The 15726-nt window shown below is 73.7% G+C and carries 16 protein-coding genes; 7 read left to right on the top strand and 9 right to left on the bottom strand.

From position 1 onward, the window contains the following. The first annotated feature begins 39 nt into the window (after nt 1-39). On the top strand, nt 40-2265 hold the full coding sequence (locus tag KIS93_RS49530) for an MMPL family transporter (protein WP_080042216.1): 2226 nt from the start codon (nt 40-42) through the stop codon (nt 2263-2265). Here KIS93_RS49530 and KIS93_RS49525 read toward each other — a convergent pair. From KIS93_RS49525 to KIS93_RS49495, 7 genes are all read right to left on the bottom strand, one after another. Beyond that, entirely contained in the window at nt 2249-2629 is a 381-nt protein-coding gene (locus KIS93_RS49525; protein WP_080042215.1) for an effector-associated constant component EACC1, read from the bottom strand. The two genes, KIS93_RS49530 and KIS93_RS49525, sit on opposite strands and share 17 nt — an antisense overlap. A 68-nt stretch (nt 2630-2697) precedes the next feature. Beyond that, entirely contained in the window at nt 2698-3081 is a 384-nt protein-coding gene (locus KIS93_RS49520; protein ID WP_155128420.1) for a hypothetical protein, read from the bottom strand. Nucleotides 3082-3094: 13 nt separating this feature from the next. After that, nucleotides 3095-3418, bottom strand: a complete 324-nt coding sequence (locus tag KIS93_RS49515; RefSeq protein ID WP_155128418.1) for a hypothetical protein — start codon at nt 3416-3418, stop codon at nt 3095-3097. A gap of 48 nt (nt 3419-3466) precedes the next feature. Continuing rightward, the gene (locus KIS93_RS49510; RefSeq protein WP_080042212.1) at nt 3467-4108 is read right to left on the bottom strand and encodes an ArsR/SmtB family transcription factor; all 642 of its coding nucleotides are present in this window, start codon (nt 4106-4108) and stop codon (nt 3467-3469) included. Continuing rightward, nucleotides 4108-4599 carry a cupin domain-containing protein gene (locus KIS93_RS49505; RefSeq protein ID WP_080042211.1) on the bottom strand — a complete coding sequence of 164 codons (492 nt, stop codon included), beginning with the start codon at nt 4597-4599 and terminating at the stop codon, nt 4108-4110. Before KIS93_RS49505 ends, KIS93_RS49510 begins: the two co-directional genes overlap by 1 nt. Before the next feature lie 31 nt (nt 4600-4630). Next, nucleotides 4631-5530 (bottom strand): LLM class flavin-dependent oxidoreductase, encoded by a 900-nt coding sequence (locus KIS93_RS49500; RefSeq protein ID WP_080042210.1) that lies wholly within the window; start codon nt 5528-5530, stop codon nt 4631-4633. Nucleotides 5531-5587: 57 nt separating this feature from the next. Continuing rightward, nucleotides 5588-6676 carry an alcohol dehydrogenase catalytic domain-containing protein gene (locus KIS93_RS49495; protein WP_080042209.1) on the bottom strand — a complete coding sequence of 363 codons (1089 nt, stop codon included), beginning with the start codon at nt 6674-6676 and terminating at the stop codon, nt 5588-5590. A gap of 156 nt (nt 6677-6832) precedes the next feature. Here KIS93_RS49495 and KIS93_RS49490 point away from each other — a divergent pair, with 156 nt between their 5' ends. The 3 genes from KIS93_RS49490 to KIS93_RS49480 are packed head-to-tail and all read left to right on the top strand — an operon-like array spanning nt 6833 to nt 11426. Beyond that, a complete protein-coding gene (locus tag KIS93_RS49490; protein ID WP_080042208.1) occupies nt 6833-8095 on the top strand; it encodes an ABC transporter substrate-binding protein in 1263 nt (420 codons plus the stop codon). Next, entirely contained in the window at nt 8092-10683 is a 2592-nt protein-coding gene (locus KIS93_RS49485) for an ABC transporter permease subunit (RefSeq protein ID WP_080042207.1), read from the top strand. Before KIS93_RS49490 ends, KIS93_RS49485 begins: the two co-directional genes overlap by 4 nt. A 2-nt stretch (nt 10684-10685) precedes the next feature. Continuing rightward, nucleotides 10686-11426: an ABC transporter ATP-binding protein gene (locus KIS93_RS49480; protein WP_080042206.1), complete on the top strand. Its 741-nt coding sequence runs from the start codon at nt 10686-10688 to the stop codon at nt 11424-11426. 38 nt (nt 11427-11464) lie between these two features. On the opposite strand, the gene KIS93_RS49475 is transcribed toward KIS93_RS49480, so the two are convergent. Then, a complete protein-coding gene (locus KIS93_RS49475) occupies nt 11465-12190 on the bottom strand; it encodes a dienelactone hydrolase family protein (protein WP_080047163.1) in 726 nt (241 codons plus the stop codon). Nucleotides 12191-12277: 87 nt separating this feature from the next. Here KIS93_RS49475 and KIS93_RS49470 point away from each other — a divergent pair, with 87 nt between their 5' ends. Then, the gene (locus KIS93_RS49470) at nt 12278-13075 is read left to right on the top strand and encodes a helix-turn-helix transcriptional regulator (RefSeq protein ID WP_080042205.1); all 798 of its coding nucleotides are present in this window, start codon (nt 12278-12280) and stop codon (nt 13073-13075) included. On the opposite strand, the gene KIS93_RS49465 is transcribed toward KIS93_RS49470, so the two are convergent. Then, nucleotides 13072-13929 (bottom strand): LysR family transcriptional regulator, encoded by an 858-nt coding sequence (locus KIS93_RS49465; RefSeq protein WP_080042204.1) that lies wholly within the window; start codon nt 13927-13929, stop codon nt 13072-13074. The two genes, KIS93_RS49470 and KIS93_RS49465, sit on opposite strands and share 4 nt — an antisense overlap. A gap of 71 nt (nt 13930-14000) precedes the next feature. Here KIS93_RS49465 and KIS93_RS49460 point away from each other — a divergent pair, with 71 nt between their 5' ends. Both KIS93_RS49460 and KIS93_RS49455 read left to right on the top strand, forming a co-directional pair. Then, nucleotides 14001-14669, top strand: coding sequence for a type 1 glutamine amidotransferase domain-containing protein (locus KIS93_RS49460; protein WP_080042203.1), 669 nt, complete (start codon nt 14001-14003; stop codon nt 14667-14669). A gap of 94 nt (nt 14670-14763) precedes the next feature. Further along, nucleotides 14764-15726, top strand: coding sequence for an alpha/beta hydrolase (locus KIS93_RS49455; protein ID WP_080042202.1), 963 nt, complete (start codon nt 14764-14766; stop codon nt 15724-15726).

Here is a 15726-nt window from a genome sequence, read left to right as displayed (position 1 = left end):
TACGACCGTACAGGACGGCCGTCGAGTGGGGGCTGAGCGATGACGCGGTTACTGGGACGGCTGGGCGGCTGGTGCGCGCGCCACGGTTGGATCGTACTGATCACCTGGGTGATCGCCGCCGGCGCCCTGATGGGGAGCAGCCTCGCCTTCCCCAGCCCCACGAACAGCGACGCCAGCATCCCCGGCACCGACGCCCAGCGCGCCCACGACCTCATGAAAGAGGGCTTCGGCCCCGGTTACGCCGGCGGCGGCACCGTGCAGCTCCTCCTCTACTCCGCCGACGGGCCGCTCATCGAGGACGCCCGCAAGCGGGCGGTGGAGCGGGCCATGGACGAGCTGCGGACCATGCCGCACGTCACCAAGGTCGAGACCCCGTTCCGCGCCGGCGGCATCTCCTCCAACCTGCAGATCGGCCTGATCACGATCCGCCTGGAGGGCAACGACAGCGACAAGATCGCCCAGACCACCCAGGAGCTGTCGAAAGCCGCGGACCCGGCGCGCGAGGCCGGCCTCGAAGTGGTGCCGGCCGACAGCTCGACCCCGGCCGACAAGGAGATCAAGACCGGCCCGAGCGAGATCATCGGCATCGTCTGCGCGCTGCTGGTGCTCGTGTTCGCGTTCGGCACGCTCGTCGCCGCCACCGTCCCCATCTTCGCCGCGCTGGTCAGCGTCGCCTCCGGCCTCGGCGTCATCGGCCTGCTCGGCTGGGTCGTGGACATGCCCAAGCAGGCCGGCATCATGGCCACGATGATCGGGCTCGGCGTCGGCATCGACTACGCGTTGTTCCTGCTGTCGCGCCACCGCCGGCTGCTCGCCGAAGGGGTGCCGGTCGCCGAGTCCGTACGCCGCACCGTGGCCAGCTCCGGCGGGGCCGTCGTCTTCGCCGGCGGCACCGTCATCATCGCGTTGAGCGCGCTGCTGCTGGCCGGCTTCCCGCTGCTGGCCACGCTCGGCTGGGTCACCGGCATCTCCGTCGTGGCCGCCGTGCTCACCTCCGTCACGCTCGTCCCCGCCCTGCTCGGCCTGCTCGGCCACCGCATCAACTCGCTGAAGGTGCCGCTCCTGCGCGGCGCCGGCGGCTCCCACGCCGCCGGCTCCGGCTGGGCGGGGCTCGGCGCGTGGGTGGCCCGCCGCCCCTGGCGCACCCTGATCGGCAGCGTCGTCGTCCTCGGCGCGCTCGCCGCCCCCGCCCTCGCGCTGCAACTCGGCCCGCTCGACGAGGGGTACGGCACGCAGGGCTCGGAGTCGCGGCGCGCCTACGAGCTCATGGCCACCGGCTTCGGCCCCGGCTTCAACGGGCCGCTCATCGTGGTCGCCGAGCTGCCCGCCAAGGTGCCCGACGCCGACGCCCCGATCGTGGACGACCTCGTCCGCGAGGTGAAGGCCGTGGACGGCGTCAAGTACGTCGCCGACCCCAAGCTCAACACCTCCGGCCGCTCGGTGCTGCTCCAGGCCATCCCCGAGTACGCGCCCAGCGACCAGCGCTCCGCCCAGGTCGTCAGGGACGTCCGGGCCATCTCCCTGCCCGGGGTCGAGGTGCACGTCGGCGGCAAGGTCGCCGGCCTGACCGACGCCGGCGACCGCATGAACGAGCGCACCCCGCTCGTCATCGGCGTCGTCGTGCTGCTCAGCGCGCTGCTCCTGCTGCTGGCCTTCCGCGCGCCGATCGTCGCGATCAAGGCGGCGGTGATGAACCTCGTCTCGCTCGGCGCGGCGTTCGGGGCGCTGGCGATGGTGTTCTCCATCGGGCTCGGCAGCGGGCTCGTCGGCATGGACCCGCCGGTCAACTCCTCGTACGTGCAGACCATTTTCTTCTCGGTGCCGATCGAGAGCTACGTGCCGCTGATGCTCTTCGCGGTGCTGTTCGGGCTGTCGATGGACTACGAGGTGTTCCTGCTGACGGCGGTGCGGCAGTCGTACCTGCGGCACGGCGACAACGCCAGGGCCGTGGCCGAGGGGCTGGGCTCCACCGGGCGGGTCATCACCTCGGCCGCGCTGATCATGGTGGCGGTGTTCGTGGCGTTCATCGCCTACCCGGACGCCATGGTCAAGACGTTCGGGGTGGGGCTCGCGGTGGCCATCGCGGTGGACGCGACGATCATCCGCGGGTTCCTGGTGCCGGCCACGATGGTGCTGCTGGGGCGGCTCAACTGGTGGTGCCCGCGCTGGCTGGACCGGATCCTGCCCAACCTGTCGGTGGAGGGGCACGAGGAGGACGAGCCGCCGGCGGTGCGGCGGGAGGAGCCCGTCACGGCAGGGGTGTAGCGGGCGGCTCCTCCAGCAGGCGGACCACCTGCTCGGCCAGGTCTCTGGCCGCCGCCGCGTCGACGGCCTTGACACCCTTGGCGGTCAGCTCCACCGACCGGTCGCCGCGGCTGGCCTTGACGCTCACCTCGCCGCGCCGCGTGCCCAGCCAGGCGACCAGCACCGTGGCCGCCGTCGCCAGGCCGCCGCCGGCGCCCAGCAGGAGGTTGAGGAGGTCGGGGGCGGCGCCGAGGGCGCCCGGCTCCGGCGGCGCCTCGACGATCCGGACCCGGCCGCGCAGCTCGGGCTCCTCGCCCAGCCACGCGTACAGGTCGCGCAGCTCGTCGCCGGCGTTGTCGCCTTCGATGCGCAGGTGGACGGTCATGAGCGCCCCCGTTCCGGCTGTCGGGTATGGGGAATGTACCGCGGGGCGCGCTCCCGCGGTACGGGTGTTCAGCGGGCCTGCGCGCAGGTCTGCAGCGCGACCTCGTCGGGCACCGCCGCCGTGCCGCCGTCCACGCACTTGATGCGCAGGGACACGTCGCGGGCGGCGCCGATCGCCTCACCGGCGAAGTCGCCGTTGGTGACGGCGCCCAGCGAGGCCGAGCAGTTGCCGAACAGCACCGTGCGGCCCGGGTCGCCGCGCACGGAGTCGCAGGTGTAGGTGGGGACGATGATCGGGGGGAGCCCGGCCGCCCGGGCGGGGAGCGGGGCGGACAGAGTGAGGACGAGAGCGGTGAGGAGCGCAGTCCTGGCGGCGGTCACGGCGGCCCTCGTCAGCGGCGCCCTTGCGGCGCGCACGGCGCGTCTGGTCAGCGGCGTCCTTGCGGCGGTCACGGCGGGGCCTCCGTCAGTCGGGGTCGGCGAGGTTGCAGGCGGGGACCCAGCCGACGATGCCGGTGGTCGCGTTGGTGCCGTGGTGCCACAGCGTGCTCTCGAAGTTGTCGCAGCGGTAGAGCCCGTGCTCCTCCGACCGGTCGGAATGGAAGCCCTGGCCGGCGTAGCCGAGCCCGTTGCGGCCCGACCCGGCGCGGGGCTCGCTCCAGATGACCACGCCCTGGGCGCCGAAGTCGTACAGGCGCCTGGCCTGCGCCTGCGTGGCGCCGGCGGGGGCCAGGCCGCTCAGCGCCAGGAGCGTGAGCAGGCCGGCCGTGGTGACTCGTCTGATGTGCACCGTGCCTCCTTCCGTGAGGTCCATTGCTCACGGTAAGCGCACGATCGCTCAACGTGCCAATGGTTTTTCGGCGCGCCGCCAGCCGAGGAAGCCGCCGTCGAGCGGGCGGGCGTCGTGGCCGTGCGCGCGCAGCAGGCGCACCGCCTCAGGGGAGAGCACGCAGTACGGCCCGCCGCAGTACGCCACGATCTCCGCGCCCGCGGGCAGCTCGTCCAGCCGGTCCCGCAGCTCCTCCATGGGCACCGAGATCGCCCCCGGCACGTGGCCGGCGGCGTAGTCGGCCGGCGGGCGCACGTCCACCACGACCGTGCCGGGATCCTCCAGCCGGGCGGCCAGCTCCTCGGCGGTGATCCCTTCGAGGCTGCCCAGCCGGGCGCGCACGGCGTCGCGCAGCTCCGCCAGCCGCCCGCCCGCGAACGCCTGCAGCTCGCCGAGGAACCGCGAGACCCGCTCGTCGGCCAGCCGGTAGTAGACGCGCGTGCCCTCACGCCTGCTGGTCACCAGGCGCGCGGCGCGCAGCTGCTGGAGCTGGGCCGAGGTGTTCTTGAGCGGGATCCCGGCCGCCCGCGCCAGCTCCTCGACGGTGCGCTCGCGCTGGTCGAGCACGTCGAGCAGGCGCAGCCGCACAGGGCTGGCCAGCGCCTTGCCGACGCGGGCGAGCTGCGCGTAGATCGGCTCCTCGGGGAACATCAGACCATGTACTGGTCGTGGCGCAGGTACACGTCGGTCCACTCCTCGGGGGTGAGCTGCCGGCCGCTCTCGGCGATGGCGGCCAGCTCCTCGAAGTACGCCTCCCTCGGGGCCCCCGGGGTGAACAGGATGAGCATCGTGGCCGGCTCGCCCGACTCGTTGCGGAAGGCGTGCACGCCGCCCTCGGGCACGAACAGGAAGTCGCCCGGCCTGCCGTCGGCCCACTTGTCGCCGTTGTAGAGCCTGATCGTGCCGGACAGCACGTAGAACGACTCGGTCATGGTGCGGTGGAAGTGCGGGCTGGGGCCGCCGGGCTTGGGGCCCATCTCCCACCGGTAGAGGCCGTAGGCGCCGTTGGTGGTGCCGCCGGTGGCCAGGTAGTGGACCTGGGTGTTGGTGCCGATCGTCAGGTCGGGGGCGCGGTCGGCCAGGGCGAAGGTGCCGCTGTGCTCGCCGTGCTCGGCGAGGTAACGGGGCTCGGGGTAGGACATGCGCGGCTCTCCTCCAATATTCGAAAGAAGCTTAGAATAGTGCGGGCAGCACCTCCCCGGCCAGGCGTTCGAGCTGGGCGGCCTCGTCCGAGATCGGGTCCAGCAGCACGAGGTCGGCACCGGCCCGCAGCACCTCGTCCAGCCCCTGGGCGCAGGCGTCGGGCGGGCCGGTGACGGCCATGTCGGCGCTGCCGTACATGCGGGTCAGGGGTGTCTCGACGCGGCGGGGGTCGCCCACCGAGATGTAGACGCGCTTGGCGACCTTGAAGCTCGCCGGGTCGCGCTCGGCCCGCTCCAGCTCGGCCCGCAGCGTGCGCACCTGCTCGGCGAACGCCGCCGTGGTGGCCGCGCCCGCGCCGACGAAGCCGGTGCCGTACCGGATCGCGCGCCTGATCGCGGCGGGCTGGTGGCCGCCCATCCACAGCGGCGGGTACGGCTTCTGGTACGCCTTCGGCTCCATGGCGCCCTCGACCTGCCAGAACCGCCCCTGGAAGGAGAGCTTCGACTCGCTCCAGCACGCCTGCATCAGCTCGATGCCCTCGGTGAAGCGCGACACGATGCCCTCGGCGGGGACGCCGAAGGGGGCGAGCAGGTCCCGCGAGCCGAGCCCGACGCCGACCTCCAGGCGCCCTCCGCTGAGCTGGTCGAGGCTGGCGAGGCTCTTGGCCAGGTGCAGCGGCTGGTGCAGGGCGCTGACGAAGACGGCGCAGCCCAGGCGCAGGCGCTCGGTGCAGGCGGCGGCGTACGTCATGACCTCGATCGGGCCGAGCGTGGGGACGGGGCTGAGGGTGCCCTCGCGGGCCCAGGCGCTGTGGAAGCCCAGCTCCTCGGCGCGGCGCAGGTAGGCGCGGAAGGCGGCGGGGTCGAAGTCGCCGTCGGGGATCTGCTGGGGGAGGGAGACGGCGAAGCGGGCGTGCGTGGTTTCTGTCATGCATCACCGCATAACCCAGCTCCGGCGGCGCGTCCAGCGTCCCGCGCCGTCCCGCTGTCAGAACGTGATGACGGTCCGCGCGACCGTGCCCTGGCGGACGTGGGTGACGGCCTCGTTGATCCGGTCGAGCGGCAGCCGTTCCGTGATGAGGCCGGCCAGGTCGAGGCGGCCCCGCAGGTACTGTCCTGCCAGCATGGGCAGGTCGCGGTGGGGGGCGGCGTCGCCGCCCTGGGTGCCCATGAGGCGGCGGGAGGCGAACAGCAGGCCCGTGTCCAGCTCCATGGGGTGGCCGGCGGGCGGGCTGCCGACCATGACGGTCGTGCCGCCGGGCTGGGTCGAGGCGAACGCCTGGGCGAGGACGCCGGGGGCGCCGGTCGCGTCGAAGGCGTAGTCGACGCCGCCCTTGACCAGCTCGCTCACCTGCCGGGGCAGGTCCGAGACGAGCAGGGTGTGGGTGGCGCCGAAGCGTTCGGCCTGCTTGAGCTTCTGCTCGGCCACGTCGGCGGCGATGATCGTGGTGGCGCCCGCCAGCACCGCGCCCTGCACGACGTTGAGCCCGACGCCGCCGCAGCCCACGACGAGGACGGTGGCCCCGGCGGGCACCTGGGCGACGTTCAGCACCGCGCCGACGCCGGTGATCACGCCGCACGCCAGGAGGCACATGACGTCGAACGGCAGGGATTTCGCGATTTTCACGCACATGAGCTCGGGGACGACGGCGTACTCGGCGAACGAGCCGATGCCGATGAAGCGGCGCACCTCCTCGCCGTCGAGGGTGATCCTGGGCAGGCCGCCCATGATCGTGGGCAGGCGGGCGGGGCCCGAGCAGAGGTGGAAGCGGCCGGCGGCGCAGGGGCGGCAGCGGCCGCAGGGCCCGCTCATGGCGATGATGACGTGGTCGCCTGGCTTGAGCGCCGTGACGCCGGCGCCCACGGACTCGACCACGCCCGCGCTCTCGTGGCCGAGGATGTAGGGGAGCCTGCTGACGACGGGGCTCTTGCCGTCGATGGCCTTGAGGTCGGAGCCGCACACGCCCGACGCCTTGATCCGCACCCGGACCTCGCCGGGGCCCGGATCGTCGATCTCGGCCTCGCGCAGCTCCATGGGGGCGTGGAAGGCGGTGAGCACGGCGGCGCGCATCAGCATGCGCCTCACGCTAACCGGACCGCTACTGACAAACAAGCGGTTGTTCGGCAAATCCGATCACGCCCGTTGACGTGCCGCGCGCCGAAACTTACGCTCGCGCTAAACCAAGCGAGCGCTAGGCCAAACAAGCGGGGCCGGGCGAGCGGGGAGGCCGTCATGGTGCGGAGGAAGTCGGCGGCGTTCGTGGTCGCGGTGCTGGCCGCCGGCTGCGCGGCCACGGGATGCGCGGCGCAGCAGGGTGGCGGGCAGGGCGGCGGGCAGGCGCAAGGTGCCGCCGGCGTCACCGGCACGACGATCAGGATCGGCGGCGTGCTCACCAAGACCAGCGCCAGCGGCTACTCCACCAAGGACGCCGAGATCGGCGCCAAGGCCAGGTTCGAGCGGGCCAACGCCGAGGGCGGCGTGCACGGGCGGAAGATCGAGTTCGTCGGCGCCGAGGACGACGGCCAAGACGCCGCCAAGGGCGACGCGGCGGCCAAGAAGCTCGTGCAGAAGGACCAGGTGTTCGCCCTCGTCCCCGTGCACGCCCCCAACTTCGGCGGCGCCACGTTCCTGGAGCAGCAGGGCGTGCCGTGGTTCGGCTGGGCGACCGGCCCCCAGTGGTGCGGCACCAGGACGGGCTTCGGCTACAACGGCTGCCTGGCCCCCAAGCAGGGAGCCGGGTCGCAGACGTGGTGGGGCAGGCAGATGGCCGACCTGCTCGGCGGCGCCGAGGGCAAGAGCGTCTACGTCCAGACCTCCGACTCCAGCGGCAGCAAGTACGGCGGCACCACCATCTCCCAGTCGTTCACCGCCGCCGGCTTCGAGCTGGCCGGCGTGAACTCCGGCCTGCCGGCCGCCGCCCCGCCCCCCGACTGGCTCCCCTACGTCAACAAGATCATGACCTCCGACGACGGCGGCCCCCCTGACGTGGTCGTCTCCGTGATCGCCGGCACCAAGTTCAACGTCGGCCTGTACGCGGCGCTCAAGCGGGCCGGCTACCAGGGCGTGCTGACGGACGCCACCAGCTACGACGCCGCCATCCTCAAGGACCAGGCCAGCGCCCAGGCCCTCGACGGCGTCATCGCGGCGCCCATGTTCGAGCCGTTCGAGTCCACCGCCCCCGAGATCGTCAAGCTGAAGCAGGACGTCGAGCGGGTCGCCCCCGGCACCCGGCTCACCCAGCACCTGGCCATCGGCTACTGGGCCGCCGACATCTTCCTCGACATCCTGAACAAGACCGGCAAGGACCTGACCAGGGAGAAGTTCCTGGCCACGGCCAACGGCTCGTACGTCTACGAGAACCCCGGCTTCGGCCGCATCGAGTTCCCCAAGGACCACAGCGAGCCGAACGGCTGCGGCGCCCTGGTCAAGCTGGAGGGCGGCGCCTTCCGGGTGGCCAAGAGCATGAAGTGCTTCGACAACGTGCCGCTGAAATGATCCTGGACTACGTGCTCAGCGGCCTGGTCACCGGCGCGGTCTTCGCGATCATGGGCTCGGGCCTGACGCTCTCGTACGCGGCCACCGGCGTGTTCAACTTCGCCCACGGCGCCATCGGCTTCCTGACGGCCCTGCTGTTCTACCAGCTCGGCCAGGCCGGGATGCCCGCGTGGCCGGCGGCCCTGCTGTCGGTGACGGTCTTCGCCCCGGCCCTCGGCTACGGGCTGCACAAGGCGATGTTCAGGGGGCTCGCCCAGGCGGGGGAGACCGCGCAGATCGTCGCCACGATCGGGCTCACGATCGCGCTGCCCGCGCTCGGCCTGCTGGTCGTGGACCTGGCCGGGCTGCCCCCGGCGGACGCGACCGCGCTGCCGCGCGGCGTCGGGCCGCATCCGGCGCAGGCGTTCGACGTGCTCGGCGTGCGGGTGGACAGCGACCAGGCCATCACGTTCGGCGTCTCGGCGGTGGCGGCGGCCGGGCTGTGGGCGTTCCTCCGGCACACCCCGTACGGGCTGCGCATGCGGGCCTCCGTGGACCGGCGGCGGCTGGCCACGCTGCGCGGCATCGACGCCGACGCCACCTCGGCGCTGGCCTGGATGCTCGGCTCCGGCCTCGCCGGGCTGGCCGGGGTGCTGGCCGTGCCGGTGCTGGGGCTGGACGCGACCGCGTACACGGTGCTGCTGTTCGCCTCGGCGACGGCGGCGGTGTTCGGGCGGCTGCGCTCGATCCCGTGGACGTTCGCGGCCGGGCTCGCGCTCGGCGTCGTGCAGAACCTGGTCGCCGGCTACACCGACTTCCTCGAAGAGGTGACCGGGCTGCGCACGGCGGTGCCGGTGATCCTGCTGTTCGCCGGGCTCGTGCTGCTGAACAGGTCGCGCGAGCGGGTGGCGGGCAGCGCGGCCGAGGACGTGCCGCCGCCCGACCACCTGGCCGGGCTGCCGCCGTGGCGGCGCCGGCTCCCGTGGGCCCTGGGGGCGGCGGCGCTGGTGGCGTTCGCCTTCGCCGGGTCCGAGTACTACGTGGGCGTCGCCGCGCACGGGCTCGTGCTGGCGCTGATCTTCTGCTCGTTCGTGGTGGTGACCGGGATCGGCGGCATGGTGAACCTGGCGCAGGCCGCCTTCGCCGCCATGGCCGCGCTGACCTGCGGGTGGGCGTTCGCGTCCGGGCTGCCGTTCGTCGCGGCGATCCTGCTGGGCGTGCTGGCCGCCGCCGCCGTGGGAACGCTGGTGGCGCTGCCCGCGCTGCGGCTGGGCGGGCGGGTGCTGACGCTGGCCACGCTCGCGCTGGCGCTGCTGGCCGACCAGGTGCTGTTCCAGGTGGACGCGTTCAGCAACGGGACGATCGGCTGGCCGCTGCCCGCGCTCGGGTTCGGCTTCGCCGACACCTCCGACCCCCGGGTGCGGGTGGTCGTGCTGCTCCTGCTGATCGGGGCGGTGGCGCTGCTCGTACGGAACCTGGAACGCTCGGCGTCGGGACGGGCGATCCTGGCCGTGCGGTCGGCCCCCGCGGCGGCCACCACGTCCGGGCTGTCGGCCGCCCGCACGAAGATCACGCTGTTCGTGCTGGCGTCGGGCATCGCCGGGCTCGGCGGGGTGCTGTTCGCGATCTCCAAGGGGTCGATCACGGCGACCGACCTGCCGGCGTTCTCCGGGTTCGTGTGGCTGGCCGTGGTGGTGCTGCAGGGGGTGCGGCGCGTCGGCGGGGCCGTGCTGGGTGGGCTCGTCGCGGTCGCCGTGCCCGAGCTGCTCGCCACCTGGGACGTCTCCGCGCACGTCGGCGCCATCCTGTTCGGGCTCGGCGGGATGATCCTGGCCAAGCATCCCGACGGGGTGCTCACCCAGCTCGCCGAGCTGCGCCGGCGCCGGACGGTCCGGCCCGCGGAGGAGCCGGCGGCCGGGCCGCGCGAGCCCGCGCTGTTCGCTATGGAGGGCGTCGTCGCCGGGTACGACGACGTGACCGTGCTGCGCGGCGTGGACCTGCGCGTCAACCCCGGCGAGGTCGTCGCGCTGCTCGGCGCGAACGGCGCCGGCAAGTCCACCACGTGCGCGGCGGCGGCCGGTGACCTGCCCGTCACCGGCGGCCGGATCCTGCTCGACGGCCAGGACGTCACCGCCTGGCCCGCCCACCGCAGGGCCCGCGCCGGCATCCTGCTCGCACCCGAGGGCCGGGGCGTCTTCCCCGGCCTCACCGTGGAGGAGAACCTGCGCACCTGGCTGCCCGACCCCGCGCCCGTCTACGAGCGCCTGCCGCACCTCGCCGAGCGGCGTACCGTGCTCGCCGGCGCCCTGTCCGGCGGCGAGCAGCAGCTCCTCACGCTCGCCCCCGCGCTCGTGCGCCCGCCGCGCGTGCTGATCGCCGACGAGCCGTCGCTGGGGCTGGCCCCGATGGTGGTGCGGCAGATCTTCGACGTCTTCGCCGAGCTGCGCGAGCGCGGGGTCGCGCTGCTGCTCGTCGAGGAGAAGGCCACCGAGGCGCTGGCCATCGCCGACCGGGTGGCGTTCATGCGGCTGGGCCGGGTCACGTGGGCCGGGCCCAGGGACGAGGTGGACAGCGAGCGGCTGACCGCCGCCTACCTGGGGGTGCGGTGAGCATGCTGGCGGTGGACGGCGTGTCGGTCGCGTTCGGCGGGGTCAGGGCGCTGGACGAGGTGACGTTCGAGGTCGGGCGCGGCGCCGTCTGCGGCGTGATCGGGCCGAACGGGGCCGGCAAGACCACGCTCTTCGACGTGGTGTCCGGGCTGCGCAGGCCCGGCGAGGGGCGGGTGCTCCTCGACGGGCACGACGTGACCGGCATGCCGGCGGTCAGGCGGGCCAGGGCCGGGGTGCGCCGCACGTTCCAGCGCACCCAGGTCTTCGGCCGGCTCACCGTCGCCGCGAACGTGCTGGCCGCCCTCGACTGGCACGGCGGAGGCGGCGGGCTCGCCGCCGACCTGGTCGGCTGGCCCGCCCGGCGGCGGCTGGAGCGCGAGCGGCGCGAGCGGGTGGCCGAGGTGCTGGAGCTGTGCGGGCTCACCGCGCTGCGCGACGCGTACGCCGCCGCGCTGCCCGTCGGCCAGCGGCGCCTCGTCGAGCTGGCCAGGGCGCTGGCCGACCGGCCCCGCCTGCTGCTGCTCGACGAGCCCACCTCCGGGCTGGACGCCGGGCAGAGCGCCCGCCTGGGCGAGGTCGTCAGGGCGCTGGAGACGACCGTGCTGCTGGTCGAGCACGACATGGGCTTCGTCATGGACACCTGCGACCGCATCGTCGTGCTGGACCTCGGCAAGGTCATCGCCACCGGCACGCCCGCCGAGGTCCGGGAGGACCCGGTGGTCCGGGCCGCCTATCTGGGCTGAGCGTCCCGCCCGGTTGATGGTTCGGCGTGCCGCCCGGTTCAGGGCTTGGCGTGCCGCTCCGTGAACGACAGGATGCGGCGCCAGGCGTCCTGGCAGGCGTCGGCCCACTCGCCGTAGCTGCGGTCGAAGAACGAGTGCGGGGCGCCCTCGTAGATGTGCGTCTCGTGCTCGGTGCCCACGCTGTCGAGCGCGGCCTCGTACGCGGCGAACTCCTCAGGGGAGGACGCCGTGTCGGCGCCCGCCCGCAGCAGGAGCAGCGGCGCGCCCGGCCCCGACTCCGGCGCCTCGATGAAGCGCAGCGCGCCGTAGAAGCCGATGGCGCCCGCCAGGCCGTTGCCGTCGGCGCCCAGCCACCACGACAGGGCGCCGCCCATGCAGAAACCGGTCGTGAACACCGGGCCGCCGAGCTCCCGCACCGCCGCCGCCACGTCGGCCCGCGCGTTCTCCAGCGTGATCTGCTTGACGTGCGTCATGAAGTCGAAGTCGTCGCCGCGCTCGCCCAGCCCGGCCGTGCGGCCGAAGTAGTCGATCGCGATCGTACGGAACCCCGCCTCGGCGAAGCGCTGCGCCAGATCCCGGTAGAACGGGTGCAGGCCGCGCACGTCGGGCAGGATCACCATGCTGCGCCCGTTCGGCTCGGCGGGCTCGGCCCGGTAGGCGAGGAAGCGGTTGCCGTCGGCGGCGGTCAGCTCGATCTGCTCGTGTGCGGCCACCTCGCCCTGGACGGGCGGTGCGGGTGGCCGGCTGTCGGTGGAATGACACATGACCATCAGCATGCCCATGGGCGATGCCCCTATCCAGGTACGCGGAGGGACAGGCTCGCGCGGCCCGGCACCCGTCAGACTGGAGGCATGAACAGGGAGCTGGGCGCGTTCCTGCGGGCACGCAGGAGCGAGGTCGCGCCGCAGGACGTGGGGCTGGCGGGCGGGCCGCGCAGGCGGGTGCGCGGGCTGCGCAGGGAGGAGCTGGCCGGGCTGGCGGGCATCAGCGTCGAATACCTCACCCGCCTCGAACAGGGCCGCACCGAGCAGCCGTCGGCGTCCGTGCTGGAGTCGCTGTCCAGGGCGCTCGGCCTGACCGACGCCGAGCGCTCCCACCTGTTCGACCTGGCCGCCCCGAGGCCCAGGCCCAAGCCGCCCTGCCAGGTGCGGCCGGAGCTGACCGCGCTGCTGGAGCGGATCTCCGGCGCCGAGGTGCCGGCGCTCGTCACCGGGCACCGGCTCGACGTGCTCGCCTGGAACCGGCTGGCCGACGCGCTCTTCCCCGGCCTGTGCCACCCGGGCGCGAACCTGGCCCGTTACAACTTCCTGCACGACATCGAGCTGTACGCCGACCGCGACGAGGTGCTGCGGGCGACGGTGGGGCAGCTCCGCCTGGCCACGGGCCGCCATCCCGACGATCCCCGCCTCGTGTCGCTGATCGGCGAGCTGTCCGTACGCAGCGAGCGCTTCCGCACGCTCTGGGCCGGGCGGGTGGTCAAGGAGCGCACCCACGGCGTCAAACGCTTCCGGCACCCGGTGGTGGGGGAGCTGGCGCTGCGTTACGAGACGTTCGAGCTGCCGGGCGGCGGCCACCGGCTCAGCCTGCTGCACCCCGCCGACGGCGCCTCGGAGGAGTCGCTGCGGCTGCTGGCCTCCTGGGGCGCCTAGAAGGACTGCACGGCGCGCAGCTCCCGCACCAGGTGGTCGCGCACGCGGGCGACGGCCGGCCGGGTGCGGGCGCCGGAGCGGACCGCGAGGTAGCCGGTGTTGATCGGCGGCTCCTCCGGCTCGGCCAGCGTCACCAGCGTGCCCGCCGCCAGGTCCCGGCGGCACAGGTACGCGGGCAGCACCGACACGCCCATCCCCGCCCGGACCGCGCTCAGCACGCCCCGCAGGTCGGGCATGACGACCTGGGCCGCCATCGACGGGCGGCGGCCGAACACGCTGCGCCAGTAGCGGCGCACGATGGGCAGGTCCTCGGCGTAGGCGACCAGCGGCTGCGGCTCCGGCCCCACACCGGGGGCGGCGACCAGCAGGAACTCCTCGTCGTACACCGGGTCGGCCTGCACCCCGCGCAGCCGGGGCCTGATCGTGGACAGCACGAGGTCCAGCCGCCCCGCCGCGAGGCCGGCGAGCAGGTCGTCCGACAGGCCCAGGGTGACGCGCAGCCGCAGCCCGTCACGGACGAGCGGGGCCAGCATCGGCATGACCACCTCGCTCAGGAACTCGGCGGGCCCGCCCAGGTGCACGGCCTCGCCGGAGGGCAGCTCGGCGGCCACCACCTCGTCCAGCGCGTCGAGGCCCGGCGCGACCCTGCGGGCCAGCTCGTCGGCGGCGGGCGTGGGCGCGACCCCGCGCGCCAGCCGGTCGAACAGCGGCCGGTCCAGCGTCGCCTCCAGCGTCTTGACCTGCGCGGTCACCGCCGGCTGCGACAGGCCAAGCGTCTGGGCGGCGGCGGTGATGGAGCCGGTCCGGTAGACGGCGAGGAAGGTGCGCAGCAGGTCGAGCGAGAGTGGCGACATATCACTATTCTGATGGCTCGGCACGGCTTCGTTATTTGTCGCTGATGGCTCGCCGGAGGCATCCTGAACGCATGACGAAGCGTGTACTCATAGTCCTGACCAGCCATGACGACCTCGGCGGCGTGGAGAAGACCGGATACTACGTGCCCGAGGCCGCCCACCCGTGGGAGATCTTCCGCAAGGCCGGCTTCGACGTGGACGTGGCCAGCGTGAAGGGCGGCGAGCCGCCCCAGGACGGCTACGACCCGGCCGACCCCGCGCAGGCCGCGTTCGTCGCCGCGCCCGAGCAGCGCGACACCGCCCGCGTGGCCGACGTGGACGGCTCCCGCTACGACGCCGTCCTCTACGCCGGCGGCCACGGCACCATGTGGGACTTCCCCGACGACCCCGACGTGCGGCGGATCGGGCGCGAGGTGTACGAGCGGGGCGGCGTCGTGGCGGCCGTCTGCCACGGGCCCTCGGCGCTGGTGAACCTGACGCTCTCCAACGGGTCGTACCTGGTGGCGGGCAAGCGGGTGGCCGCCTTCACCAACGCCGAGGAGGAGCTGCGCGGCGTGGCGGACGTCGTGCCGTTCCTGCTGGCCGACGCGCTGACCGCGCGGGGCGCGCGGCACGAGCCCGGCGACAACTGGCAGGCGCAGGTCGTGGTGGACGGCCGCCTGGCCACCGGCCAGAACCCGGCCAGCGCCGCCCCCCTGGCCGAGCGGGTCGTCGAGCTGCTCGCCGAACGGCGGGTCTGAGGCGGGTAATCGCCGCCGGATGGCGGTTGTGCGGCAGGGGAGCGGGATCGACGATCGAGGAGTAGCCCCACCTCCCCGTGGAAGGGAATCCCCCATGGCAGTCCACCCGAACCTCGACCCGGAGCTGCGCGCGGGCGTCGAGGCGTTCCCCATGCCGCCCGGCGACCTGTCGGCCGTCTTCGCCGACCTGCCCGGCCAGCGGGCGCAGATGAACGCGATGGTGGCCGCCGCGCCCCCGCCCGACACCCGGATCTCGATCGAGAACCGCCTGGTCCCGGGGCCGGACGGGGCTCCCGACCTGCGCCTGCGCATCTACCAGCCGGAGGAGCGGGGAGAGGGGCGGCCGGCGCTCTACTGGATCCACGGCGGCGGCATGATCATGGGCATGCCGGAGATGGACGACCACTCCATGATCGACTACGTCGAGCGGCTCGGCCTGGTCGTGGTCTCCGTGGACTACCGGCTCGCCCCCGAGCACCCGCACCCCGCCCCCGTCGAGGACTGCTACGCCGGGCTGGCCTGGACCGTCAAGAACGCCGCCGAGCTGGGCATCGACGTGAGCCGCGTCGCGGTGGGCGGGGCCAGCGCCGGCGGCGGGCTGGCCGCCGGCACGGTGCTGCTGGCCAGAGACCGGGGCGGGCCCGAGGTGGCCTTCCAGCTCCTCGTCTGCCCGATGCTCGACGACCGCAACGAGACGCCGTCCAGCCACGAGTTCGCCGAGGCCGTGGTGTGGGACCGGGCGGCCAACCTCTTCGGCTGGTCGGCCCTGCTCGGCGACCGCGCCGGCACCTCCGACGTGCCCCCGTATGCCGCTCCCGCCCGCGCCGGCGACCTGTCGGGGCTGCCCCCGGCGTTCGTGGACGTGGGCGAGCTGGAGGTGTTCAGGGACGAGTGCTTCGACTACGCGTTGCGACTGGCGCGGGCCGGGGTGTCGACCGAGTTCCACCTGTACCCGGGGGCCTTCCACGGGTTCGACATCATGGTGCCGGACGCGGCGCTGAGCGTGCGGGCGCGGCAGGCCCGCGAGGCGGCGCTCAAGCGAGCGTTCGGGATCTGA

The organism is [Actinomadura] parvosata subsp. kistnae, assembly GCF_900323885.1.
Classification (GTDB): domain Bacteria; phylum Actinomycetota; class Actinomycetes; order Streptosporangiales; family Streptosporangiaceae; genus Nonomuraea; species Nonomuraea composti.
This window is presented reverse-complemented; position numbering and strand designations above follow the sequence as displayed.